General features: G+C 72.1%; 21 protein-coding genes. 13 read left to right on the top strand and 8 right to left on the bottom strand.

Going from position 1 to position 24,359, the window contains the following annotated elements; translation table 11 throughout:
• The first annotated feature begins 4 nt into the window (after positions 1 to 4).
• Positions 5 to 565 carry an AAA family ATPase gene (locus tag ACPA54_RS00795; protein ID WP_423525708.1) on the top strand — a complete coding sequence of 187 codons (561 nt, stop codon included), beginning with the start codon at positions 5 to 7 and terminating at the stop codon, positions 563 to 565.
• 45 nt (positions 566 to 610) lie between these two features.
• Here ACPA54_RS00795 and ACPA54_RS00790 read toward each other — a convergent pair whose 3' ends face one another.
• A complete protein-coding gene (locus ACPA54_RS00790) occupies positions 611 to 1,249 on the bottom strand; it encodes a TetR/AcrR family transcriptional regulator (protein WP_423525706.1) in 639 nt (212 codons plus the stop codon).
• Positions 1,250 to 1,296: 47 nt separating this feature from the next.
• Here ACPA54_RS00790 and ACPA54_RS00785 point away from each other — a divergent pair, with 47 nt between their 5' ends.
• The gene (locus ACPA54_RS00785; RefSeq protein ID WP_423525704.1) at positions 1,297 to 1,827 is read left to right on the top strand and encodes a GNAT family N-acetyltransferase; all 531 of its coding nucleotides are present in this window, start codon (positions 1,297 to 1,299) and stop codon (positions 1,825 to 1,827) included.
• On the opposite strand, the gene ACPA54_RS00780 is transcribed toward ACPA54_RS00785, so the two are convergent.
• From ACPA54_RS00780 to ACPA54_RS00760, 5 genes are all read right to left on the bottom strand, one after another.
• Complete coding sequence (locus ACPA54_RS00780; RefSeq protein ID WP_479729419.1) at positions 1,757 to 2,392, bottom strand: DUF4240 domain-containing protein; 636 nt, start codon at positions 2,390 to 2,392, stop codon at positions 1,757 to 1,759. The genes ACPA54_RS00785 and ACPA54_RS00780 overlap by 71 nt on opposite strands.
• A 49-nt stretch (positions 2,393 to 2,441) precedes the next feature.
• Positions 2,442 to 3,905, bottom strand: a complete 1,464-nt coding sequence (locus ACPA54_RS00775) for an SDR family NAD(P)-dependent oxidoreductase (RefSeq protein WP_423525702.1) — start codon at positions 3,903 to 3,905, stop codon at positions 2,442 to 2,444.
• A 204-nt stretch (positions 3,906 to 4,109) separates the two neighbouring features.
• Positions 4,110 to 4,925 carry a crotonase/enoyl-CoA hydratase family protein gene (locus ACPA54_RS00770; protein WP_423525700.1) on the bottom strand — a complete coding sequence of 272 codons (816 nt, stop codon included), beginning with the start codon at positions 4,923 to 4,925 and terminating at the stop codon, positions 4,110 to 4,112.
• A 76-nt stretch (positions 4,926 to 5,001) separates the two neighbouring features.
• Positions 5,002 to 6,204 carry an acyl-CoA dehydrogenase family protein gene (locus ACPA54_RS00765; protein ID WP_423525698.1) on the bottom strand — a complete coding sequence of 401 codons (1,203 nt, stop codon included), beginning with the start codon at positions 6,202 to 6,204 and terminating at the stop codon, positions 5,002 to 5,004.
• A 116-nt stretch (positions 6,205 to 6,320) separates the two neighbouring features.
• Positions 6,321 to 6,854 (bottom strand): MarR family winged helix-turn-helix transcriptional regulator, encoded by a 534-nt coding sequence (locus tag ACPA54_RS00760; RefSeq protein ID WP_423525696.1) that lies wholly within the window; start codon positions 6,852 to 6,854, stop codon positions 6,321 to 6,323.
• A 549-nt stretch (positions 6,855 to 7,403) separates the two neighbouring features.
• Between ACPA54_RS00760 and ACPA54_RS00755 the strand changes: the two genes are divergently transcribed.
• Positions 7,404 to 8,789 carry an aldehyde dehydrogenase family protein gene (locus tag ACPA54_RS00755; RefSeq protein ID WP_423525694.1) on the top strand — a complete coding sequence of 462 codons (1,386 nt, stop codon included), beginning with the start codon at positions 7,404 to 7,406 and terminating at the stop codon, positions 8,787 to 8,789.
• 156 nt (positions 8,790 to 8,945) lie between these two features.
• Here ACPA54_RS00755 and ACPA54_RS00750 read toward each other — a convergent pair whose 3' ends face one another.
• Entirely contained in the window at positions 8,946 to 9,584 is a 639-nt protein-coding gene (locus ACPA54_RS00750; protein WP_423525692.1) for a CGNR zinc finger domain-containing protein, read from the bottom strand.
• 75 nt (positions 9,585 to 9,659) lie between these two features.
• Here ACPA54_RS00750 and ACPA54_RS00745 point away from each other — a divergent pair, with 75 nt between their 5' ends.
• Positions 9,660 to 10,892, top strand: coding sequence for an MFS transporter (locus ACPA54_RS00745; RefSeq protein WP_423525690.1), 1,233 nt, complete (start codon positions 9,660 to 9,662; stop codon positions 10,890 to 10,892).
• A gap of 91 nt (positions 10,893 to 10,983) precedes the next feature.
• Here the strand turns inward: ACPA54_RS00745 and helR are convergent, their stop codons facing one another.
• Positions 10,984 to 13,209: an RNA polymerase recycling motor ATPase HelR gene (gene helR / locus ACPA54_RS00740; RefSeq protein ID WP_423525688.1), complete on the bottom strand. Its 2,226-nt coding sequence runs from the start codon at positions 13,207 to 13,209 to the stop codon at positions 10,984 to 10,986.
• Positions 13,210 to 13,750: 541 nt separating this feature from the next.
• Between helR and ACPA54_RS00735 the strand changes: the two genes are divergently transcribed.
• From ACPA54_RS00735 to ACPA54_RS00695, 9 genes are all read left to right on the top strand, one after another.
• A complete protein-coding gene (locus ACPA54_RS00735; RefSeq protein ID WP_423525687.1) occupies positions 13,751 to 14,917 on the top strand; it encodes a thiolase C-terminal domain-containing protein in 1,167 nt (388 codons plus the stop codon).
• A gap of 49 nt (positions 14,918 to 14,966) precedes the next feature.
• A complete protein-coding gene (locus tag ACPA54_RS00730) occupies positions 14,967 to 15,419 on the top strand; it encodes a Zn-ribbon domain-containing OB-fold protein (RefSeq protein WP_423525685.1) in 453 nt (150 codons plus the stop codon).
• 79 nt (positions 15,420 to 15,498) lie between these two features.
• A complete protein-coding gene (locus ACPA54_RS00725) occupies positions 15,499 to 16,683 on the top strand; it encodes an amidohydrolase family protein (protein ID WP_423525683.1) in 1,185 nt (394 codons plus the stop codon).
• On the top strand, positions 16,680 to 17,798 hold the full coding sequence (locus ACPA54_RS00720) for an amidohydrolase family protein (protein WP_423525681.1): 1,119 nt from the start codon (positions 16,680 to 16,682) through the stop codon (positions 17,796 to 17,798). The genes ACPA54_RS00725 and ACPA54_RS00720 overlap by 4 nt, the downstream gene beginning before the upstream one ends.
• A gap of 2 nt (positions 17,799 to 17,800) precedes the next feature.
• Positions 17,801 to 19,183 (top strand): phenylacetate--CoA ligase family protein, encoded by a 1,383-nt coding sequence (locus ACPA54_RS00715; RefSeq protein ID WP_423525679.1) that lies wholly within the window; start codon positions 17,801 to 17,803, stop codon positions 19,181 to 19,183.
• On the top strand, positions 19,173 to 20,159 hold the full coding sequence (locus tag ACPA54_RS00710) for an amidohydrolase family protein (RefSeq protein WP_423525677.1): 987 nt from the start codon (positions 19,173 to 19,175) through the stop codon (positions 20,157 to 20,159). Before ACPA54_RS00715 ends, ACPA54_RS00710 begins: the two co-directional genes overlap by 11 nt.
• Positions 20,156 to 20,752 (top strand): DUF7700 domain-containing protein, encoded by a 597-nt coding sequence (locus tag ACPA54_RS00705; protein WP_423525675.1) that lies wholly within the window; start codon positions 20,156 to 20,158, stop codon positions 20,750 to 20,752. Before ACPA54_RS00710 ends, ACPA54_RS00705 begins: the two co-directional genes overlap by 4 nt.
• Positions 20,749 to 22,956, top strand: a complete 2,208-nt coding sequence (locus tag ACPA54_RS00700; RefSeq protein ID WP_423525673.1) for an acetate--CoA ligase family protein — start codon at positions 20,749 to 20,751, stop codon at positions 22,954 to 22,956. The genes ACPA54_RS00705 and ACPA54_RS00700 overlap by 4 nt, the downstream gene beginning before the upstream one ends.
• Positions 22,957 to 24,057, top strand: coding sequence for an alcohol dehydrogenase catalytic domain-containing protein (locus ACPA54_RS00695; RefSeq protein WP_423525671.1), 1,101 nt, complete (start codon positions 22,957 to 22,959; stop codon positions 24,055 to 24,057).
• Positions 24,058 to 24,359: the final 302 nt, after the last annotated feature.

Here is a 24,359-nt window from a genome sequence, read left to right as displayed (position 1 = left end):
CTTCATGTCCGAGCCTGCCGAGAATCCGCCCGGCCGCGTCGTCGTCCTCACCGGACCGCCCGGGGCCGGCAAGAGCACGGTGGCGCCGCGGCTGGCCGACGCCTTTCCGGCGAGTGTCCATCTGCATGCCGACGACTTCTGGGCGTTCCTGCGCCGCGGCGCGATTCCTCCGTACCTGCCGGCGGCGCAGCGGCAGAACGAAGTCGTCGTCCAGGTGCTGGCTGATGCCGCGTTCGGTTATGCGGCGGGCGCCTACACGGTGATCCTCGACGGCATCGTGGGCCCGTGGTTCCTCGACCCGTTCCGGGAGTGCGCGAAGGCCACCGGGATCGAACTGCATTACACGGTGCTGCGGCCCGACGAGGAGACCACCGTCACCCGGGCCACCGGGCGCACGGCGGCGACTGCGCTGACGGATGCGGCGTCGGTGCGGCACATGCACGAGCAGTTCGCGGACCTGGGCGCGTTCGAGAAGCACGTGCTGGATTCGAGCGCGATGTCGGCCGCGGACACCGCGGCGTGGGTGCTGGACCGGGTGCGGGACGGCCGGCTGGTGCTTGCCTGACGGGGTTCGAATCCCGGCCCGGAAACCGGAAGGCCCGGCACCGCGTCACGCGGTGCCGGGCCTTGCCGCATCCGGCCGGGGCCGGCCACTCCCGGTGCGGCGGTCTCCGGCGGCGGGTGCGGTGCCGAACGCGCCGTCCAGGAACCGGTGCCAGGCCGCGTCGATGCGCGGCTGGGACGCCCCGGCGCCGGCGGGCTCTTGGGCGATGACGTCGAGCAGGAGTCCGCGCAGCACCGCGAGGGCGAGGGTGGCGGGGATGTCGGTGTCGGCGAAGAGTCGCTCGAACGGGGGGAGCCAGTCGTCCAGGGAGGCGGTGGCGAAGCCGTGCCAGGGGCCGTCGTCGCCGGGGGAGCGGACGTAGCCCTCGAAGAACAGGCGGAGGGTGGAGCGGCGGTGCGGCGCTGTGCACCACTCCCACAGCAGTTCGAGTGCCGCGCGCGGGTCGGCCGCTTCGGCGTACGCGCGTTCGACGAGCGCGAGTTGCTCTTCACGGCCGGCCGCGAGGACTTCGCGCATGAGCCCGTCCTTCGACCCGAACAGGTAGAGCAGGACGCGCGGGCTCGACCCGATTGCGGCGGCGAGCGGACGCAGCGACAGATCGGACAGGTTGTGCTCGGCGGCGTAGGCGAGGGCGGCCGCGAGGAGCTCACGGCGGCGCGGCGAGGCTTCCGCAGGTTCGGGCACCGGGGTTATCCTCCACTGAAACGAGTGTTTCAGTGAAGGGTAGCGCGATGGAGGACTCCGGGAACACCGGCCGGCCCGCGGTGGGCGAGGTCGTGGTGCGGGACGGCACGCGTCCGGGCGACCTGGGCGCGGTCGCCGCCCTGCACGGCACGCTGTACGCCGCCGAGTACGGCATGGACACGACGATGGAGGCCTACGTCGCCGTGGGCCTCGCCGAACTCGTCATGGCCTGGCACGACGAGGGCTCGTACGCCGCGGGCCGCCTGTGGGTCGCCGAACTCGACGGCCGCATCGTCGGCGCGACGGGCCTGACCCGCGCCGAGGACGACTGGGGCCAGCTCCGCTGGGTGGTGCTCGCTGCGGAAGCCCGCGGCCGCGGCGTCGGCCGTGCCCTGTTCGAACGCGCCATGACCGAGGCCCGCGCCCGCGCGTACCGCGGCGTCTACCTGTGGACCGTCGCCGGCCTCGACGCCGCCCACCACCTTTACAAGTCCGCCGGCTTCCGCCTCACGGACTCCAGCCCGACCCGTAAATGGGGCGTGGATGCGGTGGAACAGCGGATGGAGCTGGAGTTCTGACGGGCTGCGCCTCCGGCGGGTAGAGCGCCGCCAATCGCGGCAGCCGCCGGGCCATTTCGGCGCAGTCGTCGAAATCGAAGGACCAGGCGGGGTCGAGATCGGGATAGTCGATGGTGAACGCGTCGTCGGGGAGCGGTCGGCCCGTTGCCGCGGGATAGGCGTCGAAAGCGATCGCCAGTGCCGCTTCTCCCTCGAAAGAGTCGAACTCGCTCGCCGCGGCCCGCACGACGGGCACGTCCGCGAGCGTGTCCGGGTCGGCCACCGCGCGCTCGAAGACGTCGCGTCCTTGCAGGATCAGCCAGCCGCGGAAGTAGTCGAACCCGTCGTCCGAGCAGCCGCCGTTGATGACGTAGGCGGCGGCCCACAGAGGGTTCGTGAACGACTCGGCCATCAGGTTCCACAGCGTCTGCTGCGCGGCGACGATCACCTCGGGCGGCCGGGTCGCGAGCAGTGCCGTGGCGTGCCGGGCGACATCGTCGGCGTTGTCAGGGTCGGTCGCCCGGTCGCGGGCGGCCGCCACGAGCTGCCAGAACTGCGCGGCCTCCATGGCGGCGGAGCTTGCCACCCGGCGCCGACACCGCCGTCCGGGCAAACGGACCGCCGGCGCGGACTCGTCACCAGTTGGACGGGTGGTAGTCCTTCAGGAAGCAGCCGTACAGGTCGTCGCCGGCTTCGCCGCGGATGACGGGGTCGTAGACGCGGGCCGCGCCGTCCACGAGGTCGAGGGGAGCGTGGAAGCCCTCGTCGTGGAGGCGCATCTTGGTGGGGTGGGGCCGCTCGTCGGTGATCCAGCCGGTGTCGACGGCGGTCATGAGGATGCCGTCGGCGTAGAGGTCGTCGGCGCTGGTGCGGGTGAGCATGTTGAGGGCGGCCTTGGCCATGTTGGTGTGCGGGTGGCCGGCGCCCTTGTAGCCGCGCTGGAAGACGCCTTCCATCGCGGAGACGTTGACCACGTACTTGCGTCGTGCGGGAGCCGCCTTCATCGCCGGGCGCAGGCGGCTCACCAGCAGGAACGGCGCCGTCACGTTGCAGAGTTGGACTTCGAGGAGTTCCAGCGGGTCGACCTCGTGGACGCGCTGGATCCAGCTGTTGGACGCGTCGAGGTCCGGGATCAGTCCGCCCGCGTCGATGGCCGTGCCCGCCTCGATGCGGGCGAGCGTCGCCGAGCCGCTGGTGAGGGCGAGGGCGGTGAGCGCCTGCGGGTCGAGGTCGTCGGGCGCCGGGGACGCGGAGGGGAGGGCGACGTGGCCGGACCCGGCGATGTGGCCGAAGGTGACCGACTCGGGGAGTTCGCCGGCCGGCAGCGGGCCGTCCTCCGCGGCGATCAGCGCGGCGTAGGACTGCGGGGTGCGGCGCACGGTCTGCGCGGCGTTGTTGATGAGGATGTCGAGCGTGCCCGCCTCGGCCACCGAATCGGCCAGGGCGATCACCTGCGCCGGGTCGCGCAGGTCGATGCCGACGATGCGCAGGCGGTGGATCCACTCGTCGCTGTCCGGCATCGCCTTGAAGCGGCGGATCGCGTCGTTGGGGAAGCGCGTGGTGATGGTGGTGTGCGCGCCGTCGCGGAGCAGCCGGAGCGCGATGTACATGCCGATCTTGGCGCGTCCGCCGGTCAGCAGCGCCCGGCGGCCGGTCAGGTCGGTGCGGGCGTCCCGGCGCTCCCGGTTCTCCTTCGCGCAGCGTGGGCAGAGCTGGTGGTAGAACGCGTCGACTTCGACGTAGCGCTGCTTGCAGATGTAGCAGCCGCGGGAGCGCCGCAATATGCCCGCGAGAGCGCCGACGGTCGACGTGCTGATCGGGATGCCCTGCGTTTCGTCGTCGATGCGGTCCGGCGATCCGGTCGCGGTCGCGGCGGTGACGGCGTCGTCGTTGGCGCGCACGGCGGCCTTGCGGTCGGCGCGGCGGCGTTCCTTGAGGCTCTTCCAGATGTGCGAGGTCGCGTTGCGGACGGCTATCGCGTCGGGGTGCTCGGTCGGCAGCCCGTCGAGTTCGCGCAGCACCGCAAGGCAGGTGGCGAGGCGCTCGGGGTCGATGCCGGGGACGTCAGGGGCGAGCAGTTCTTCGTTACGCGCTGTCATCCCTGCTGCCGTTTCCCTGGTCGTGTCCGTGGCCCGCGCGGTGCGCCGACCAGGGAACTGTACGTAGCACGGCCGGGGAGCGCCAAACCCCCGCCCGGCCGACGCCCTCCGCCCCGACCGGTCCGTGCCGGCAGCGGCCGCCGGCGGCGGGCCGGAACCTCGGGGGTTCCGGCCCGCCGGTGGTCTGCCGTCGTGTGCGCCGGGTCAGCGGCCCTTGAACTCCGGCGTCTTCTTCTCCGCGAACGCGCGCGGCCCGGTCTTGGCGTCCTCGCTGAGGAAGACCCGCATGCCGATCTCCGACTCGATCTTGAACGCCTCGTCTTCGGGCAGTTCGTCGGTCTCGCGCAGCACGCGCAGGACCGCCTGCACCGCGATCGGGCCGTTCGCGGCGATCGTGTGCGCGATCTCCTTGGCCTTCTCCAACGCGGTGCCGTCCGGCACCAGGTGGGAGATCAGGCCGAGGTCCTTCGCCTCCGGCGCGTGGAAGTGGCGGCCGGTCAGCAGGATGTCCGCGGCGGCGGTGTACGGGATCTGGCGGCGCAGCCGCACCGCCGAACCGCCCAGCGGGAACAGGCCCCACTTGACCTCGGACACCCCGAACCGGGCCGACTCGCCCGCGACGCGGATGTCGGTCGACTGGAGGATCTCGGTGCCACCCGCGATCGCCGGGCCTTCGACGGCGGCGATCAGCGGCTTCTTGAGCGTGAAGCCCTTGAGGATCCACTTCATCACCGACATGTCGAGCGCCAGCTTCGTGCCGTCGCCGTCGCCCTTGAAGGCATCGCCCGGCGCGCTGCGGCTCATGTTCTTCAGGTCCGCGCCCGCGCAGAACGCCCCGCCGGCACCGGTGAGGATCGCGACCCGGATCCCGTCGTCCTCGTTGACCAGGTCCCACGCTTCTTCCAGGAGGTTCATCATCTCCGTGGTGAGGGCGTTGCGGGCCTCGGGGCGGTTGAGGGTGACGACCAGGACGTGGCCGTCGCGCTCGATCAGCACCGGGGGAGCGGGGGATTCCGACATCGGTGGTTCCTTTCCTGGGTGGATGAGGCCTTGGCGGAGAGGGTGGCGTGCCGCGGGCCCGTGAGGGTGCGTCCGGTCAGCGGGGCGGCCGGGGCAGCCCGAGTCCCAGCATGGCGATCATGTCCCGCTGGATCTCGTTGGTGCCGCCGCCGAAGGTGAGCATCAGGCAGATGCGGTACATCTGCTCGACCTTGGCGCGGATCCGCCCGCCCAGGTCGTCCTCGGCCGCCGGCATGCGCAGGTAGGCCTCTTCGCCGAAGATCTCCATGAGCAGCCGGTACGCCTCGACGTACAGCTCGGTGCCGAACACCTTCGTCGTCGACGCCTGCGCGGGCCCGAACTTCGCGCCGTGGTCGGCACCCCACGCGGCCTTCCAGTTGAGCAGCTTCAGGTACTCGGTGCGGGCGTGCAGGCGGCCGAGGTTGAGTTGCACCGCCTCGCGGTCGATGACGCGGGAGCCGTCGGGGAGTTCGGTCTCCGACGCCCAGCGGTGGGTCTGGTTGACGAGGAGCTGCAGGCCGTACGCCGAGCACAGGGCCACGCGCTCGTGGTTGAGCTGCCCGGTGATGAGTTTCCACCCGTCGCCGGGCTCGCCGACGAGTGCCGATGCGGGGACCCGGACGTTGTCGTACACCGTGGCCGTCGTGACCTGCCCGGTCAGCGTCGGCACGGGGCTCCACGAGAAGCCGGGGGTGTCCGTCGGAACGCAGAACACCGACAGGCCCTTGTGCCGCGGCTGGTCGGGGTCGGTGCGGACGGCCAGCCAGACGTAGTCCGCGACGCTCGCCAGCGACGTCCACATTTTCTGGCCGTTGATCACCCAGTGGTCGCCGTCGCGGACCGCGCTGGTGCGCAGGGCGGCCAGGTCGGTGCCCGCGTCGGGCTCGGAGTAGCCGATGGCGAAGTGCAGTTCGCCGGCCAGGATCCGGGGGAGGAAGAACGCCTTCTGCTCTTGGCTGCCGAACTCCATGATCGCGGGGCCGACGCTGTTGAGGGTCAGCAGCGGGATGGCGGCGCCCGCGCCCATCGCCTCGTCGTGGAAGATCAGCTGCTCGATGTTGGTGCGGTCCTGGCCGCCGTATTCCTTCGGCCAGCCGATGCCGAGCCACCCGTCCTGGCCCATGCGGCGGATCACCCGGCAGTACGCGCTGTCCCGGTCCAGCGCGGCGCCTTCGCCGCGGTTCACTTCCTCGCGGATCTCCGGCGTCATGATCCCGGCGAAGTACGCGCGCAACTCGCGGCGGAGTTGCTCCTGCTCCGGGGTGTAGGCGATGTGCATACGACCTCCGTCGGTCGGTGGGGTGGAGCGGGTCTGTTCCTTGCGGGGCTGTGCTTTGCGGTTTTGCGGGTGTCTGCAGGTCTTTGCGGGGTGTTGCAGCTCTTTGCGGGCTCGGGTCAGTCGCCGCCGCGCAGTTCGCGGAAGGAGTCGCGGAAGCGGGTGAGCAGGGTGGCGAGCTGGGCGCGCTCGGCGGGATCCCAGTCGCGCCACACGGTGGAGATGTCGCGCAGCCACACCTGCCGGACCCGCTCGCGGACGTCCAGCCCCGCCTCGGTGAGGTGCAGGCGCACGGCCCGGCCGTCCCGCGGATCGGTGTCCCGGTGCACCAGCCCGTGCTCTTCGAGCGGTCGGATCTGCCGGCTCGCCGTCGACTGCTCGACCCCCAGGCGCTCGGCGATCTCCTTCACCCCCAGCGGCCCGTGGCGATGCAGCACGAACAGGATCGAAATCGCCGACCGCGGCAGCGACCGCCCCGATGCGGCCTCGATCCGCGCGCGGTACCCCGGCGCACGATCGGCCTCGACGACGAGCGTGATGAACGCACTGACCATGGCCTCGGGCGCGTCGTCGGGGACGGGGGCCGGGAGGGGGGCCGGGGCGCTCGGGGAGCCGGCGGTGCCAGTGGTGCCGGGGGGTGGGTCGGCGGGCATGGGCGGATGCTTGCAGGTGTACATGCAATTCACAAGGGTTGGATGGGTGGCGTGGGGCGTGGGGCGAGGGGTGTGAGGGGGGCGAGGTGCGGTGGGGGCGGCGCTCGCGGTGACGGAGCGAGGCGGCTCTGCGCCTTCGTGCTGCGCCGCGCGTGTCCGCCTTACTCCCGCCCCACCCCGTGCTTCGTCCGCATCTGCTGCGTCTACACGACTGCTCCGCGTCTCCGCGTCTCCGCGTCTCCGCGTCTCCGCGTCTCCGCGTCTCCGCGTCTCCGCGTCCTCCCGCCTTCGCTCCGCTCTGACCGCCGCACCCTTCGCGTCTGTGTCGTCCTGTCCTTGGCCCCGTCGGGCCGGGCGCGCGCGGCATTGCCGTCCCCGCCCTCTCTAATCAATCAATCGTTTGAATTCTCTTGCGGCTGCGGGGCTTCCCCGTTAGAACCGTGGCGGGTAGGGGTCTTCGGCGGAGAGGGCGGCGTGGTGCGCGAGTTCGGGAATCTGGTGGGTGGCAAGGTTCTTCCGGCGGCGGCGGGTGGTGGGTGGCTGGATTCCGTGAACCCCTCGACCGGGGAGGTGTGGGCCCGGGTGCCGCGGTCCGGTGCCGTGGACGCGGAAGCCGCGGTGGAGGCCGCGCGGAGCGCCTTTCCGGGGTGGGCGGCGCTGCCGCCCGCGCGGCGCGCGATGTACCTCAAGGCGGTGGCGCGCGTCGTCGCCGAGCACGCGGCGGAACTCGCCGAGATCGAGGCCCGGGACAACGGTCGGATCATCCGCGACGTGGCCGGCGGCGACCTGCCCGGCGTCGCTTATATGTGGGACGCGTTCGCGGGCGAGTGCGATGCCGCGGTGCGCGGCATGAGCACGCAGGTCGGGCCGACCACGGTCGGTCTGACCCGGCGCGAGCCCTACGGCGTCGTGCTCGGCATCATCCCCTGGAACGCGCCGCTCCCCACCCTCACCGCGAAGGCCGGTGCCGCGCTCGCCGCCGGCAACACCGCGGTGATCAAGCCCGCCGAGCAGGCGTCCGCGTCGTCGCTGCGGTTCGCCGAGCTGGTGGCGGACGTGCTGCCGCCCGGCGTCCTCAACATCGTCGCGGGGCTCGGCGAGGAGGTCGGCGATCCGCTGGTCCGGCACGCGGGAATCGACCGGATATCCCTCACCGGCTCGACCGCGACCGGGCAGGTCGTCACCCGCGCCTCCGCCGACCACCTCAAGCCGTTGGCGCTCGAACTCGGCGGCAAGTCCCCGAACATCGTCTTTGCCGACGCCGACCTCGACGCCGCCGCCGTCGGCGCCACCACCACGGCCGTCTTCACCGGCAACGCGGGCCAGGTCTGCTACGCCGGGACCCGGATCCTCGTCGAACGGTCCGTCTTCGACGACTTCGTCGAGCGGATGCGGGCCGCGGTGGCGGGCGTCGTGCTCGGCGACGCGCTCGATCCCGCGACGACGATGGGGCCGATCGTGTCCGCCGAGCAGTTCGCCCGGGTGGCCGGATTCCTCGACGGCGCCGCGGGGGAAGGCGCCGAGACCGTGTTCGGCGGGCGCCGTCAGGCCGCGTTGTTCCCCGACGGATCACCGTACGCCGAAGGCTACTTCGTCGAGCCGACGCTGCTCCGGGTGCCGGACAACACGCTGCGGGTGTGCCGCGAGGAGATCTTCGGGCCGGTCGCGGTCGTCATGCCGTTCGCCGACGAGGACGACGCGGTGCGGATCGCCAACGACACCGGCTACGGCCTCGCCGCCGGCGTCTGGACGCAGTCCCTCGCCCGCGCGCACCGCATGAGCGCCGCACTGCACGCCGGGTTCGTCTGGGTCAACACCTACCGCCGCCTCGGCGGCGGCCTCCCATTCGCGGGCATCGGCGACAGCGGCTACGGCCACGACTCGGTGCTGGAGAACACGCGGGAGAAGTCGGTGATGATCGAACTGCTCGGCTAGTCCGTGTCCGGCCGTGTCCGTCCGGTGCCCGTGGCGGGCGTCGGGATCCGCCGGACACAGCCCGGGTGTCCGTAGCGACGTTCGACCGACGACCATGCGGCAACGAACCGGGGCAGGATCGGAGACGGCGCGCCAACGCTGCTCGGGGCCCCGCGGCTACTCCGAAGCCGCCGATCCGCTCCCCGATGCCGACTGCCGCCGCCCCGTCGCCTGCTTCACCGCGACCTTGGCCGTGCTGGCCTTCGCCCGCGTCCGGGCCCGGAAAGCGGCCGCCTTGGCGCGGTTGCCGCAGCCCCGCATGTCGCACCAGCGGCGGGAGCGGCGGTGGGACGCGTCCACGTACAGGCGCGTGCACGGCGTGGCTTCGCATTCGCGGATGAGGACCGCGTCGGGGCCGCCGAGGAGTTCGACGGCGGAGCGGGCCACGTCGGCGAGGACGCTGCGGATGTCCCCGGCGCGGCGCACCGTCGCGTCCGCGCCCAGGCGGACGGTGCCGGGCGCGTCGGCGGCGTGCCGGTTGACGGTGGCCAGGTCCTTCCGGGTGAAGCGGGCGCCGGTGCGGGCCGCGGTGGCCAGCCGGTAGACCGCTTCGCGCAGCGTGACCGCGTCCGCGTAGTCCGTGTCGGACGGCGGCTCGGCGAGCGCGCCGCCCGCGGTGCCGGATGCCGCCGCCCAGACCGCCAAATCGACGGTTGCGGGCATGAGTTCGATCGGCTCGGTGGTCCGCTGACCGACCGTGCCGACGAAGTCGAGGGCGAGATTTCCGCTGACGAACGTGAACTCGGGCGCTGACATGCCGTCGATCCTAACCGAATTGACAGGTTACTTTCTCGTCAATAATCTCTGGTAACCACATTGTAGGGTTACTTCTTGGGGGCTCTTGTGACCACGGCGACAACCGCGCCGGTACCGCACACCACCGTCCGGCCGCGGCACCGCTGGGTTGTGCTGGCCCTCGGCGTCGCCGCGCAGGCGGCGTTCTCCGCGATGTTCTCCGGGCTCCCGGTGACCGGCGTCACCATGCGCGCCGACTACGGCTTCAGCACCGGCCAACTGGGCTTCGTCATCGGCTGCCTCGGTCTGGGCGTCGCGGCGTCGGACATCGTGTGGGGCTTGCTGACCGACCGGTTCGGCGACCGGCGGATCCTGCTGACGGGGCTGATATCGACGGGATCGGTACTGGTGGCGATGGCTGCGGTCGCGACGCCCGCGGACGGTGCCGGGGTGTGGCGGTTGGCCGGATTCCTGTGTGCCGCGGGCGCGCTCGGCGGCAGCGTCAACGGTTCGTCCGGCCGTGCGGTGATGACGTGGTTCAGCGATGCCGAGCGCGGGTTCGCGATGAGCGTCCGGCAGACCGCGATCCCGGTCGGCGGGGCGGTGGGGGTGGCGGTGCTGCCGCCGGTCGCGTCGGCGTACGGATTCCGCGCCGCGTACCTCACCCTCGCCGTGTTCCTGCTGCTCACCGCGGCGGCCATCGCCCGGTGGCTGCGCGCGCCGGGGGAGCCGGCGCGGACGCCGGAAGCGGCCGCATCGGGCCCGAGCCCCTTGCGCCGCTGGGACGTGTGGCGGGTCGCACTGGCCGGGGCGCTGCTGACCGTCCCGCAGTTCGCGGTGCTGTCTTTCGCCGGGATCTTCCTGCACGACGCGAAGGGCGCGGGCGCGGCGGCCGCCGCCGTCGCGGTGGTCACGGCGCAACTCGGCGGCGGCGCGCTGCGGATCTGGACGGGGCGGCGCAGCGACCGGGGCGGCGACCGGCGCACGTACATCCGGGTGATCGGCGTGGTCGCGGCGGTTGCGATGGCCGCGGTCGCCGTCCTCACCCACGCGCCGACGCCGGTCGCCGTGCTCGCGTTGGCGGCGGCGGGTGTGGCGGCCAACGCGTGGCACGGCGTGGCCTACACCGAAGTCGCCGTCCTGGCCGGTGCGGACCGCGCGGGCACGGCCCTCGGCCTGGCCGGCACCACGATCTTCGCCGCGGGCTTCCTGACCCCGCTCCTGCTGCCGGTCCTGCACGGCGCGACGTCATGGCCGGTGGTCTGGGCCGCCGCGGCGCTGGCCGCGTTGGCGGCCGTGCCGTTGACGCCGGGCGCGCGCCACCGCTGACGGACCACAGCCGCCGGGTGCGCGGCACGGCGGCGGCTGGAGGGCCGAACGGCGAGATGTGGCGCCGTTCGGCCGTGTCCAAGGCAACGCGTCAGGGGGCGTGGCCGGCTGCCGGGTCGGTCAGGACGGTCAGTTGGCGGGTGGCGCGGGTCATGGCGACGTAGCGGTCGACGGCGCCCTCGATGCCGGTGCCGAAGGTGTCCGGGTCGAGGAGGACGACCAGATCGAATTCGAGGCCCTTCGACAGGTCGGGTGTGAGGGCCTGGACACGGGGGCGGCCGACGAGCGACTCCCGCAGCCGCTGGTGCTGTTCTGCGTGGGTGATGACGCATGCCACCCCCTCGTCGTGGTCGGCGAGCCACGTGTCGAGGATCGTGTCCAGGTCGGCGAGCGGGCCTCGGGTGACCGGGATGCCGCTTGCGCGGATGGACGTCGGCACGTTGGCGTCCGGCAGCGCGGCGCGGATCACCGGCTCGGCCTCGGCCATGACCTCTTCCGGCGTTCGGTAGTTGACGCTCAGCGACGCGACCTCGATCCGGTCGAAGCCGACGCGTTCGAGACGCTCCCGCCACGATTCGCCGAAGCCGTGCCGGGCCTGCGCGCGGTCGCCGACGATGGTGAAGCTGCGCGACGGGCAGCGCAGCAGCAGCATCTGCCATTCCGCGTCCGTCAGTTCCTGCGCCTCGTCGACGACGATGTGGGCGAACGGGCCGGCCAACGCGTCGCGGTCGGCGGCGGGTACGGCGTCCTCGTCGACCAGGCTGTTCCGCAGGTCGCCGATGCGCAGCATGGTGACGGCGCCTTCGCCGTCGTCGTCGGCCGCGACGACGTTGTCGATGACGTCGGCCATCCGCTCGCGCTGCGCGGCGAGGTCGGCCTCGCGGCGGCGCTTGCGCCGCGCGGCGTCCGGGTCGCCGAGGCGTTGGCGTGCGGCGTCGAGCAGCGGCAGGTCGGCGACCGTCCACGCGTGCGCGTCGGGGCGCTGAAGGGCGCGGACCTCGTCCGGGGTGAGCGACGGCGCGCACATGCGCAGGTAGGCGGGGACGGACCACAGGTCGCCGACCACGTCGGCGGGGTCCAGCAGCGGCCAGGCGCGGTTGAGTGCGTCGGTGAGGTCCTCGTCGTAGCGGAGCGAGCGGCGGAACAGGTCGGGGCCGATCGTGTCGTCGTGCTCGCTCAGCTTGTCGTGGAGGATCGTGGCCAGTTCGTCCCAGATCAGGTCGCGGGCCTCGTTGTGCGGGGTCGCCGCGCCGGGGGCGGCGAAGGCTTCGGCCCAGTCGTCGGCGGTCAGCCGGATGTCGGCCCAGTCGGTCGACACCGTCATGCCGCGGGACGGCGGCTCTTCGTAGAGCCGGACGGCCTTCTCGATCCCCTTCACCAGGTCCGCGGACGACTTGAGCCGCGCCACCTCGGGGTCGGCTTCCGGCGGCGCGTCCGCGCCCTCGGGGAGGAGGTCGCGGACGGTGCAGGTCAGCACGCCTTCCTCGCCGAGGCTGGGGAGGACGTCGGCGACGTAGTTCAGGTACGGCTGGTGCGGCCCGACGAACAGCACGCCGCCGCGGCGGTGGCCGAGGCGCGGGTCGGAGTACAGCAGATACGCGGTGCGGTGCAGCGCGACGACGGTCTTGCCGGTCCCGGGGCCGCCGTCGACGACCAGCGCGCCGCGGGAGCCGGCCCGGACGACGGCGTCCTGGTCGGCCTGGATGGTGGCCAGCACGTCCCGCATGTGGGGCGAGCGGGTGGTGCCGAGGCTCGCGATGAACGCCGACTGGTCGTCGAGCGCGGCGTGCCCGTCGAGACCGTCGGCGGTGAAGACCTCGTCCCAGTAGTCGCCGACCCGGCCGCGCGTCCAGCGGTACCGGCGGCGGCTGGCGAGCCCCATCGGATCGGCGTGCGTCGCCCCGAAGAACGGCGCGGCGGCAGGCGACCGCCAGTCGACCAGCAGCCGCCGGCCGTCGGCATCGGTGAGGCCGAGCCGTCCGACGTACACGGGCTCGTCGGCGCCCTCGGGCACCATGCGGCCGAGGCACAAGTCCAGCCCGAACCGGCGCAGCGCGCGCAGCCGGCCGCTCAGCCGGTACACCTCGACGTCCCGCTCCATCGCGGCCTGCCCCGCCCCGCCGGGCGCCTTCCGCACCGCGTCGAGCTGCTCGGCCACCTCGGCGGTCGCCCGCGCCAGGCTCTCCCCGATCGCCGCGAAATGCGCCTCGTCGTCCCCGATCAGTCCCGGATCGGCCTTCCCGGCCAACCGCTCCGGCAACGCGAACGCACTGCCGCCCTGCGCCCCGTCCCGTTCTGACTTTTCCGACAAACGCACAGACAAAGTGCTAACCGCCCAATCCTTCAGCTTTTGGCTTCGGCGGATGATTCTGCGGGGTGAGGGGGGCCTTGCCGCAAGACCCCCTGTGCGCTATACCTTGAACATGGCGAGGAGAGCACAAGCTCCTCGCCTTTGTGTTTCCCGGACGCGCGCCCGGCTGCCGGGCCGGGGCGGAACGGGCGCGATGGCGGCGAGGCGCGGTCCTGTGATCATGCGCCGCCCGGCGGGGGTTCGCGATCGGCGGATGCCGCCCGGCCCGCTGCCGACTCCTGTCGACCGAAGCCGGGGCGTGTCGCGCGGAAGGCTTCCCGCCCCGCGGGGTTCACCAGCGGCGGGAACGGCGGCTCTTGCGGCGGAAGAAGATGATCTTGAAGAAGCCTTGGATGAGATCAAGGATGACGTCCATCCCACCGTTCCCCCGACTCGATGGTTGTTGCGGTCGACTGTAGACGGTTGGTTGCCCCGGCCGTCTCCGTCGCGCTGAATTCACTCAGGCGTTTGACTTGATTCCGTTGCCGCGGCGCGCTTGCATGCGGGGATGGTGGACGGGTGGCCGCGGGACCGGGTGGCAATTGCCGGGGTGGGGTGGACCGAGTACGCGAAGGACTCGGGGGTCAGCACGCTGACGCTGGCGTTGCGGGCCGTCTCCCGGGCGCTGGCGGATGCCGGGCTCGGGCACGGCGACGTCGACGGGGTCGCGTGCCACCGGGTCGGGGACTCGGTGCAGGCGGTGCTGGTGGCGCAGGCGCTGGGGGTGCGGGACCTGCGGTTCCACCTGGACATGTTCGGGGGCGGCGGTACCTCGCACCAGGTGGTGGCGCAGGCCGCGTTGGCGGTGGCCTCCGGGATGGCCGAGACTGTGGTGTGCTGGCGGGCGGTCAACGCGCGGTCGGAGTTCCGGATGGGCGGCACCGGGCGAGCGGCGCCCGACGCGTTGGAGTTCGCGTACCAACTGCCGTACGGCTACGCCACCCCGCCGCAGCAGTACGCCATGCTCGCCCGCGCCTGGATGCATGCCCGCGGCGCGGTGCCCGAGGACCTCGGCCGGGTGGCCATCACCCAACGCGAACACGCGCTGCTGAGCGAGCGCGCGATGATGCGGAAGCCGCTCACCATGGACGACTACCTCGCCGCCCGCCCCATCGCCGAGCCGCTGCGGCTGTACGACTGCTGCCTGGAGACGGACGCCGCCGTCGCCGTCGTCGTCACCAGCGCCGAACGGGCCCGCGCGCTGCGGCAGCCGCCCGTGCTGATCGCCGGGGCCGCGACCGGCGGAGGGCACTGGCTGTTCTCGAACGGCCGGGAGGACCCGACGGTGAGCGCGGCGGCCGACCTGGCGCCGCGGCTCTACCGGGCGGCCGGTGTCGGACCCGACGAGATCGACGTCGCCGAGCTGTACGACGCGTTCACGTTCCTGGTGCCGCTCCAGCTCGAGGACTACGGCTTGGTGCCACGCGGCGAGACCGGCGGGTTCTACGCCGACGGCCACGCGCGCCTCGGCGGACGGCTGCCCGTCAACACACACGGCGGGCACCTGTCGGAGGGCTACGTGCACGGCATCAACCACATCGCCGAGGCCGCGACGCAGCTGCGCGGAGCCGCCGGTGCGCGTCAAGTCCCGGGCGCGGAAACCGCGCTGACGACCGGTCAGCCGGGATATGTGGGCGGGACGTGCTCCGCCCTCGTCCTGCGGCGCGATCGGTAGCGCCCGACCTCCGACGCGACCAGGAGCACCCGACGCGGAAAGGCCCGACATGACCGTACGACCGAACGTCGACCGCGACTCCGCGGTGTGGTGGGCCCGAATCGCCGCGCACGAACTCGTCTTTCAGCGCTGTGTCGACTGCGCGCGGTGGCGGTGGCCCGACCGGGCGATGTGCAACGCCTGCGGCTCGTTCGCCTGGCGGCACGAACCGGCCTCGGGAAACGGCGAGATCGCCAGTTGGATCGTCAACCACCACCGGTTCTCCGCGGATTCGCCGGTGCCGTACGTCGTGCTCACCGTGCGCGTGGACGAGCAGCCGGATCTGCTGCTGCCCGGCGCGTTCGACGGCGCCCACGACGATCCCCGGCTGGCGATCGGCGCCCGCGTCACGGTCGGGTTCCGGGACCTGCCGGGGGAGCCCGCGGCGGCCCTGCTGACCTGGTCGGTTGCCGCGCCGCAAGCCGGTGGGCCGCGGCAAAATTCAAGCACTCGCTTGATTTAGCTGGAACCCACCGGCAGGATGCGCCCAGAGCCCCACGCCCGTACACACGACCCGCGACTCTTCCAAGGCAGGTCCCGCGATGCGCAACGGATTTCCGGTCTTCGACGCCGACGCCCACGTGATCTACCCGCGCGACCTGTGGACGCGGTTCCTCGACAAGAAGCACGCCGACCGGTTCGGCCGCCGCCAGCCGTTCCCCGGGTTCGACACGTACAACCCGGTGACCGTGGACGGCCGTTGGACCCAGCACGACACCATCGTCTACGGCCGTTTCCAGGAAGCCATCAACTGGACCACGGACGACATGCGCCGCATCTACGGCGACGACCTGCTCCTCAACGGCTTCACCGGCGACCGCGTGGCCGCCGCCCTCGCCCGGGACGGCATCGACGTCGCGGTGATCTACGGACCCGAGTACGACATGTGGTTCGACGGCATCGACCCCGAACTCCAGGCCGCCATGGCACGCGCCTACAACCGCTGGGGACAGGAGATGCGCGAGACGTCCGGGCACCGCGTCCACGTCTCCGGGCCCGTCCCGCTGGTCGACATCGGCCGCGCCGTCGAGGAAGTCGCCTACGCATACGAGACGTTGGGCACCCGCTGCTTCTGGGCCCGGCCGAACCTGTTCGACGGGCGCACCCTCGGCGACCGCTACTACGACCCGCTGTGGGAAGCCCTGCAAGACCTCGGCGTCGCCTTCGGCACCCACGAGTTCATGGGGCTCAAGGGCCAATCGTTCGGCCACGACCGGTACAAGACCTTCACCGAATGGCACACGGTCGTGCACCCGTTCGAGACCATGGGCGTCATCACCTCGATGATCGTGCACGGCGTGTTCGAACGCTTCCCGCGGCTGCGCGTCGCCTACCTGGAAGCCGGCTGCGGCTGGCTGCCGAGCTGGCTGCACCGCATCGACGAACAGCTGGAGATGGCCGGAGAGCGGGAGTTCCCCGAGCTGACGATGAACGCGACCGGCTACTTCCGGCGCAACGGATGGATCTCGACGGAGTGCGAAGACCCCTTCGTGGCCGACGTCGTGCGCTGGATGGGCGACGACCGGATCCTGTTCGAGAGCGACTTCCCGCACCCCGACTCCAAATTCCCGCACACCACCGAGGAGTTCCTCGGCCAAGGCGCGCACATCCTGTCGGACGCGAGCAAGCGCAAGATCCTGTGGGACAACCCGGTGGACTTCTACCGCTTCCCGGACGCCTACCTGCCCACGGACCTCACCGAAGCCACGGACCGGAGCAACGCATGACGACGCGCATCATCTCCGCGGACTGCCACGTCAACGAACCCCCGCACGTCTTCGACAGCGTCCCGGCCGAATACCGCGACCGCACACCCCGCCTGATCCGCGGAGCCGACGGCGGCGACGGCTGGAGCTTCGACGGCAAGCCGCCCAAGCGCACCTACGGCGTGGAAGCGATGGCGGGCCGAACCAAGGACGAACACGTTGCCTCCGGGCTCCGGTTCGACGACATCCTGCCCGGCAACTACGACGGCGCCGCACACGTCGCCGACATGGAACGCGACGGCGTCGACGTGTCCGTGGTCTACCCGGCGCAGGCGATCTTCACCTACCAGGAAACCGACCGCGGCCTCGCGCAGGCCTGCATGCGGGCCTACAACGACTGGATCCTCGGCGAGTTCCAGGCCGCCGACCCGCGCCGGATCGTCGGGCTGCCGATGCTGCCCGTCGACGACGGCACGGCGGCCGCGACGGCCGAACTCGACCGGGTGCTCGCGGCGGGCGCGAAAGCGGCCTTCCTGCCCGGGAACCCGGAACGGCCCTACCACGACCCGTACTACACGGAACTGTGGACGGCCGCCGAACGCAACGGCGTTCCGCTCACCTACCACCGCACGTTCGGCGGGAAGCCGCAGGAAGCCGACTGGGACAACGTCGCCGCGAACAACTTCAGTGCGGCCGGCACCGTGCACCGGTTCTTCAGCTCGACCAAGCAGCTCACCTACATGGCGCTCGGCGGCGTCTTCGAACGGCACCCCGGGCTGCGTCTGGTCATCGGCGAAGTCAACTTCGGCTGGCTGCCGTTCTGGGCGCAGACCGCCGACGAGCAGTTCGAGAACCAGCACAGCATGGGCACCCACCGGATCACCGCACCGCCGAGCGGGATCCTCGGCGAGCAGGTGTTCGTGACCGTGCTCGACGACCGGGTGGGCTTCGACCTCGTGCGCAGCGGGGGTTACCCCTATCTGGCGAAGGCCGCGATGTTCTCCACGGACTACCCGCACAGCGTGTGCCTGTGGCCGAACACCCGCAAGATCGCCGACGAGCTGACGCACGGGCTGGTCGAAGCCGACACGGCGGCGATCCTGGCGGGCAACGCGGCCCGGATATACGGAGTCTGACGATGTCTCAGGGCATCCGCCGACCGCACGAGGCGGTGGACTTCGGCGAGGCGGCACACCGCTTCCCGCCGCCGCCGGAGTACTTCGAAACGGCCTACTTCGCCACGCCGGACGAGATCGAGCGCACACAGCTCGCGCGGCTGAGGCACCGAGCGGACACCGCATACCGCATCCCGTTCCACCGGCGGCGCTGGGACGCGGCCGGGTTCGCCCCCGGTGACCTGCGGAGGCTGGACGACCTGTGGAGGGCGCCCGCGTACACCGTCGACGACATCCGGCGCAGCATCGAGGCCGCGCCGCCGTACGGCGACTACCAGGGCGTGACGCCCGCCGACGCGGCCCGCGAGCCCATGCGGCTCTACATGTCGGGCGGTACCACGGGCGCCTCGCGGCCGACGTTCTACACCGCCTGGGACCGCGCGGTGGGCGGCATCCTGGAGGCCCGGCAGTTGTACATGCAGGGCGTGCGGCCGGGCGACGTGGTGATCAACTCGTGGTCGTACGGCACCCACAACGGCGCCTTCTCGTTCGACGAAGCCGCCTACCAGTGGCTCAACTGCGTCGTGATCACCGCGAGCACCGGCAACGTCACCTCCAGCCGCAAACAGGTCGAACTGGCCCTGGAATACGGCGCCTCGGCCATCCTGACCACCGGCGACTACGTGCTGCGCCTCGCCGAAGTCGTGCGCGAGATGGGGCTCGACCCGCGCACCGACCTCGCGCTCAAGGCGATCCCGAACATCGGCGACACCAAGCTGCTCGAAGGGACCTTCGGGCTGCCCTGCTACGCGACGTACGGCTTCCACGAAGTGCAGACCGTCGCGGTCGAGTGCGAGGCCCGCAGCGGCCTGCACATCTTCGAGGACGCGTTCGTCGTGCAGGTCGTCGACCCGGAGACCGGCGAACGCCTGCCGGACGGCGAGACCGGCGCGCTGGTCGTCACCGAACTGTACAAAACGGGCAGCGCGCAGTTCCGCTACAACATCATGGACCTCTCCTACCTGATGCCGCGTCACCGGTGCGCCTGCGGCTCCTGGTTGCGCAAGATCGGGCCGTTCGCCGGGCGCGGCGACAACATGGTCAAGCTGCGCGGCGTGAACCTGTGGCCGGAGGTCGTGGGCGAGATCGCGACAGGCGTGCCGGGCACGGCACCCGACTACTTCGTCCGGGCGATCCGCGAGGGGAACCGCGACGAGATGGTCGTGCACGTGGTCGGAGAGGGGGACCCGTCGGGCTTCGCGGTGCTTGCCGCTAGCGTCGAGGAAGCCCTGCGCGAACGCTTCGGCGTCCGCATCCGCGCCGAGATCGCGGTGCCCGGCGCTCTCGACGCGTGGACGGGCGTCGACGTCTCGCCGAAGCTCAAGAGGTTCCGCGATGAACGCTGAGACGAACGCCGAGACGAACGCCGAGACGAACGCCGCGATGAACGCCGCGATGAACGCCGGCGGCGCTCCCGCCGCCCTGCCCGTCGTCGACTACCTGTGCAACGCGTTCTTCCCGGACCGGCAGGCCCTGTGGAACGAGGCGATCGCGGCGACCGGCATCAACGTGCGCGTCCGCCGCGGCCCCGACGAGGCGTTCTGCGACGCCGACACGATGGTCGGACGGATGGACACGCTCGGTGTGGCCACCGTTCTGCTGCCTACCGGGGACCTGTCCGCGCGCGCCGCGATCGACCCGCGCGACTACGACCACTTCGCGATGCGCTGGGACGAGTACGGAGAGTTGACGAAGCGTCACCCCGGGCGTTTCGCCGCCCTGCTGGTCGTCGACCCGACGCGCGGCATGGCGGGCGTCGCCGAAGCACGGGCGCGGATCGCCGACGATCCGACGATCGTCGGCCTGTACCTGCACACGCACAGCTGGGACCGGCGCTTCGACCACGCCGACTACTACCCCTGGTACGCGATGTGCGCCGACCTCGACATCCCGGTCGCCATGCAGGCTGGAACCTCGGGCGGCCTTATGGCCAGCGAATGCGGCCACCCGATCGGCATCGACCGTCCCGCGCTGTACTTCCCGACGGTGCGGTTCGTGCTGTCGCACACCGGCTGGCCGTGGGTCGACGAGGCGGTCTCCCTGGCGCTGAAGTTCCCGAACGTCTACCTCGGCACCGGCGCGTACCCGCCGCGGCACTGGCACGCATCGGTGCACCAGTTCCTGACCGGGCCCGGCCGCCGCAAGGTGCTGTTCGGGACGAACTTCCCGACCGTCGCGCACGCCAAGGCCCTCGCTCAGATCGACGAGCTGGGACTGCGCGACGACGTGCGGGCGCGGCTGATCGGCGGGACGGCGTACGAGGTGTTCACCCGCCTCGCCCCGGTCCCGGGACTTCTCGGCACGGCAGGAGGATCCGCGTGAGCGAGGCGACGAACGGCGTGGCGACCGGGGCAGCGGCGGCGGACGTCGGGCCCACCGTGGGGGTGGTCTACGGCATCCCGCCGCAGCCGCCGGTCGCGGCGAACACCCGGATGCTGGAGGCCGGGGCGCTGCGGATCGGCGTCGAGTACCGCGATGTCGACCCGGAGGCGCTGCGTGCCGCGTACGCGGGCAACGCGGCACAGCTCGCCGAACTGGAGGCGAAGTCGCCGGTCGGCGGGTTCTCCGACGAAGGCGTCTCCGTGCACGTGTTCGACGCCGAGGACGGGCACGAGTACCTGCGGTTCGACTTGTTCGACGGCGAACCGCACTACCACTACAACCACCGTCCAGGGCCTGCCGGCGAGACGGTCAACAACGTCGTGCCGTTCGACGTCACCGCGGGCGGCGACATGCTGGAGTGGGCGTTCGAACGCCTGCGCACCCGGCTGCCGCAGATGTTGGCCAAGGCCGGCGGCGGGCACCTCGTGCCTCGGGTGGACCGGGCCGCACTGGAGCCCGTGCTCGCCGAGGCCCGGGCACTGGCGGTGGCCGCGCGCGAAGGCTACCGGCGGGCCGCGGAGGCCGGCGCGTGACCGGTGAGCCCGGGAAGGCTGTGCCCGGGAAGGCTGTGCCCGAACACGAGGTGAAGGCGCTGCTCGCCGGGTTGGGTGTGGCGGTGCCGCGCGGGATCGTGGTGGATGCCGGGGAGCGCGAGGTCGACTGGGCGGCGCGGGCGGGGTCGCTCGGCCCGCTCGTCCTCAAGGCGTACGGCCCCGGCATCGTGCACAAGACCGACGTCGGCGCGGTACGCCTCGGCCTGAACGCGGCGACGTTGCCGGACGCCGTGCGCGCGATGCGGGACCGCCTCGCCGACCACGGGATCATCCCGGACGGGTGGCTCGTCGAGGAACAGCAACCTCCGGGGGTCGAACTCATCGCCGGGGTGATCCGCGGCCCGTTCGGCCTCGCCACTCTCTTCGGGCACGGCGGCGTGCTCGCCGAGACCCTCGACCAGGCCGTGGTACGCCTCCAGCCGCTCGGCGACGGCGGCGCGGCCGCCTTGGTGGACGCTTTGCCGGGCGCCGCCGTGCTGCACGGGGTGCGCGGCGGGGCCGCGGTCGACCTCGACGCGGTGACGGCCTTGCTGCGCTGCCTCGACGGGGTTCCGGAGGCGGTGGCGAAGGCGTATCCGGGATTCGTCCTCGACGCGTTCGAATGCAACCCGGTGATCGCCACGCCCCACGGGGCGGTGGCGGTGGACGCGCGCCTGATCCTGCGCGCCGCGGATGCCCCCGAGCCGCCGCGGGACGGCACCGACTTCACCCGGCTCTTCGCCCCGCGCACCGTTGCGGTCGCGGGCGCGTCCACCACGAAAGTCACCTTCGGGAACCGGTTCCTGGCCGCGTACCGGGCCTTCGGCCGCACGGACGGCCTGTATGCGGTCCACCCGACGGCCGCCGAGGTGGACGGCGTCCCGGCGGTGCCCTCGGTCGCCGAGATCCCCGGCGGCGCCGACTACCTGCTCGTCGCCGTCCCGGCCGCGGCGACGCCGGACCTGGTCGCCGGCACGGCCGGGCACGCGCGGTTCGTGCACGTGGTCAGCGGCGGCTTCCGGGAAGCCGGAGATGCCGGGCTGGAAGCCCGCCTGGCCGCCGCCGCCCGTGACGCGGGCGTCCGGCTGCTCGGACCGAACTGCCTCGGCGTGTACGCCCCCGCCGGGCGCCAGACCTTCCAGCTCGGCGTGTCCGCCGAACCGGGCGGCGTCGGCGTCGTCTCGCAGAGCGGCGGCCTGGCCGGCGACATCGTCGCCGCCGGCATCCGGCGCGGCCTGCGGTTCTCCGGACTGGTCACCATCGGCAACGCGGTCGACGTCGACGCCGCCGAACTCCTCGGCCACTTCGCGGACGATCCGGCGACCCGGGTGATCGGCCTGTACGTCGAAGGCACCGGCGGCGGCGAACGCCTCACCGCCGCGCTGCGCCGCGCGGCCGACCGCGGAAAGCCGGTGGTGGCGCTGGTCGGCGGACGCAGCCGCCAAGGCGCCCGCGCGGTCGCGTCGCACACCGGCGCCCTCGCCGGGGACGCCCGGATGTGGCAGGCGCTCTGCGCGGACACCGGGCTGACCGTCGTGGACTCGCTGGAGGACTTCCTGGCCGTGCTGGGGATGTTCCAGCGGTATGCCGGGCCTTCGCGGGGCGCCGAGGGCGTGCTGGTCGTCGGCCCCGGCGGCGGCGCGTCCGTGCTGGCGACGGACGCGTGCGACCGCGCCGGGCTGGATGTCCGGCCGCTTCCCCCGGAAACGGTGGCCGGGCTGCGGCGGCTCGGCTACGGCGCCGGAACATCACTGGTCAATCCGATCGAGATCCCGCTCGGCCCGGCCGTCGAAGGCGGCTCGGTCTTCGCCCGGGTGCTGGCGGCGGTGGCGGACAGCGGCGCCGCGTACGGGGACGCGCTGCTGCACGTGAACGTCCAGTCTTATTACGGGTATGCGGACACCGGCGCCGCACCGCTCGTCCGACTTGTGGACGGGCTGGCGGAGTTGCCGCCCTCCGGACCGCGCCTGAGCCTCGTCCTCCGCAACCTGGAATGCGCGCCCCCGGACGATGCGGAGGCCATCGCCGCGGCGGGCCTCCGGGCCGCGATTCCGCTGTTCGGCAACCTCGACCAGGCCGCGGCGGCGATCGCGGCCGTGCGACGCCGGCAAGGCCTCCTGCACCCCCATGTGCACCCTCACCCGCACCCCCACCGCCTCCGAACCGACGACGACCGGAAGCCGATTCCGGTACGGGAGTTATAGATGCGCGCTGCTGTGCTGACCGAGTTCCACGCGCCGCTGGTGCTGCGCGACGACGTCGAGATCGCGGACCCGGGCCCGGGCGAGGTGCTCGTCCGGGTCGCCGCGTCCGGGATCTGCGGCTCCGACCTGAAGGCGATCGACGGCAAGAGCCCGGTCGCCCGCGAACTCCCGGCCATCCTGGGGCACGAAAGCTCCGGCATCGTCGAGGAGATCGGCGCCGGCGTCACCATGGTCGCGCCGGGCGACCGCGTGGTGGTCGCGATGACCGGCCACTGCGGGCGCTGCGCGGGCTGCCGCAGCGGTTCACCCGCGGCCTGCCGCAGCCCGATCCGGCAGAGCCAGCTCGGACGCATGCGGGACGGGACGACGCGACTGCGGGTGGACGGGATGGCCGCGTACCCGTTCATCGGCATCGGTTCATTCGCCGAATACGTGTGCGTGAACGAGGAGATGCTCGTCCCGGTGCCGGACGCCCTGCCGCTGGACGCGGCGTGCCTGCTCGCCTGCGGCGTGGTCACCGGGGTCGGCGCGGTGCTGAACACCGCGGACGTGCAGCCCGGTTCGACCGTGCTGGTGGTGGGCGCGGGCGGCGTCGGGCTCAACGTCGTGCAGGGCGCGGTGCTGGCGGGGGCCTCGCGGATCATCGTCGCCGACGTGAACCCGGCGAAACTGCCCGGCGCGATGGCACTGGGCGCCACCGAGACACTGGTCGCGGACGACGCGCTCGCCGAGACGGTCGGCAAGGCGACGGACGGCGGAGTCGACTACGCGTTCGACGTCACCGGTCACGCGGGCGTCCTCGCGCAGGCGTTCGCCGCCACGCGCGAAGGCGGCACCGCGGTGATGGTGGGGAGCCCGCCGAACGAGCCGATCAGCGTGCTGCCGCAGCACCTGTTCTTCAACCGCACGCTGAAGGGCTGCGCGGGCGGCGGCGGCCTTCCGTCCCGCGACTTGCCGCGACTGATGGCGATGGCAGTGTCCGGACGGCTCGACCTGGGTGGGTTGATCACCCGTCAGGTGCCGTTGGAGGAGATCAACACGGCCATCACAAGCGTGCGTTCGGGACGTGAGGCGCGAGCGGTGGTGTCGCTGTTGGCGTGAGCGGGGGCAACCAGCGGCGGGTCGCGCACGGAACTTCGTGTTAGCGGTGAGCGACACAGTCGCGCCCTGCTACTCGCCTACGGCTCCGACGGCGGCTGATCGCCGAGGGCGGAGACAAGCTGCGCTACGGCTGATTGCCGTTCTGGCGTAGGGAAACTCCGCCAACCGTAGGGGAGTTCCTCACGACCTGCGCCCCGTCACCGCGTTACCTTCTGGGAAACGCGGTGACACGGGGGGTTACGCGACATGGTCGAAACGTTGACTGAGCTTTGGGTCAGGGCAGGCAGCGGGGGAGGCCGCGG

Source organism: Uniformispora flossi (assembly GCF_049534875.1).
In the GTDB taxonomy this organism is placed as follows: domain Bacteria; phylum Actinomycetota; class Actinomycetes; order Streptomycetales; family Streptomycetaceae; genus Yinghuangia; species Yinghuangia aomiensis.
The sequence above is the reverse complement of the archived record's forward strand: the minus strand, read 5'-3'. Positions and strand labels throughout refer to the sequence as shown.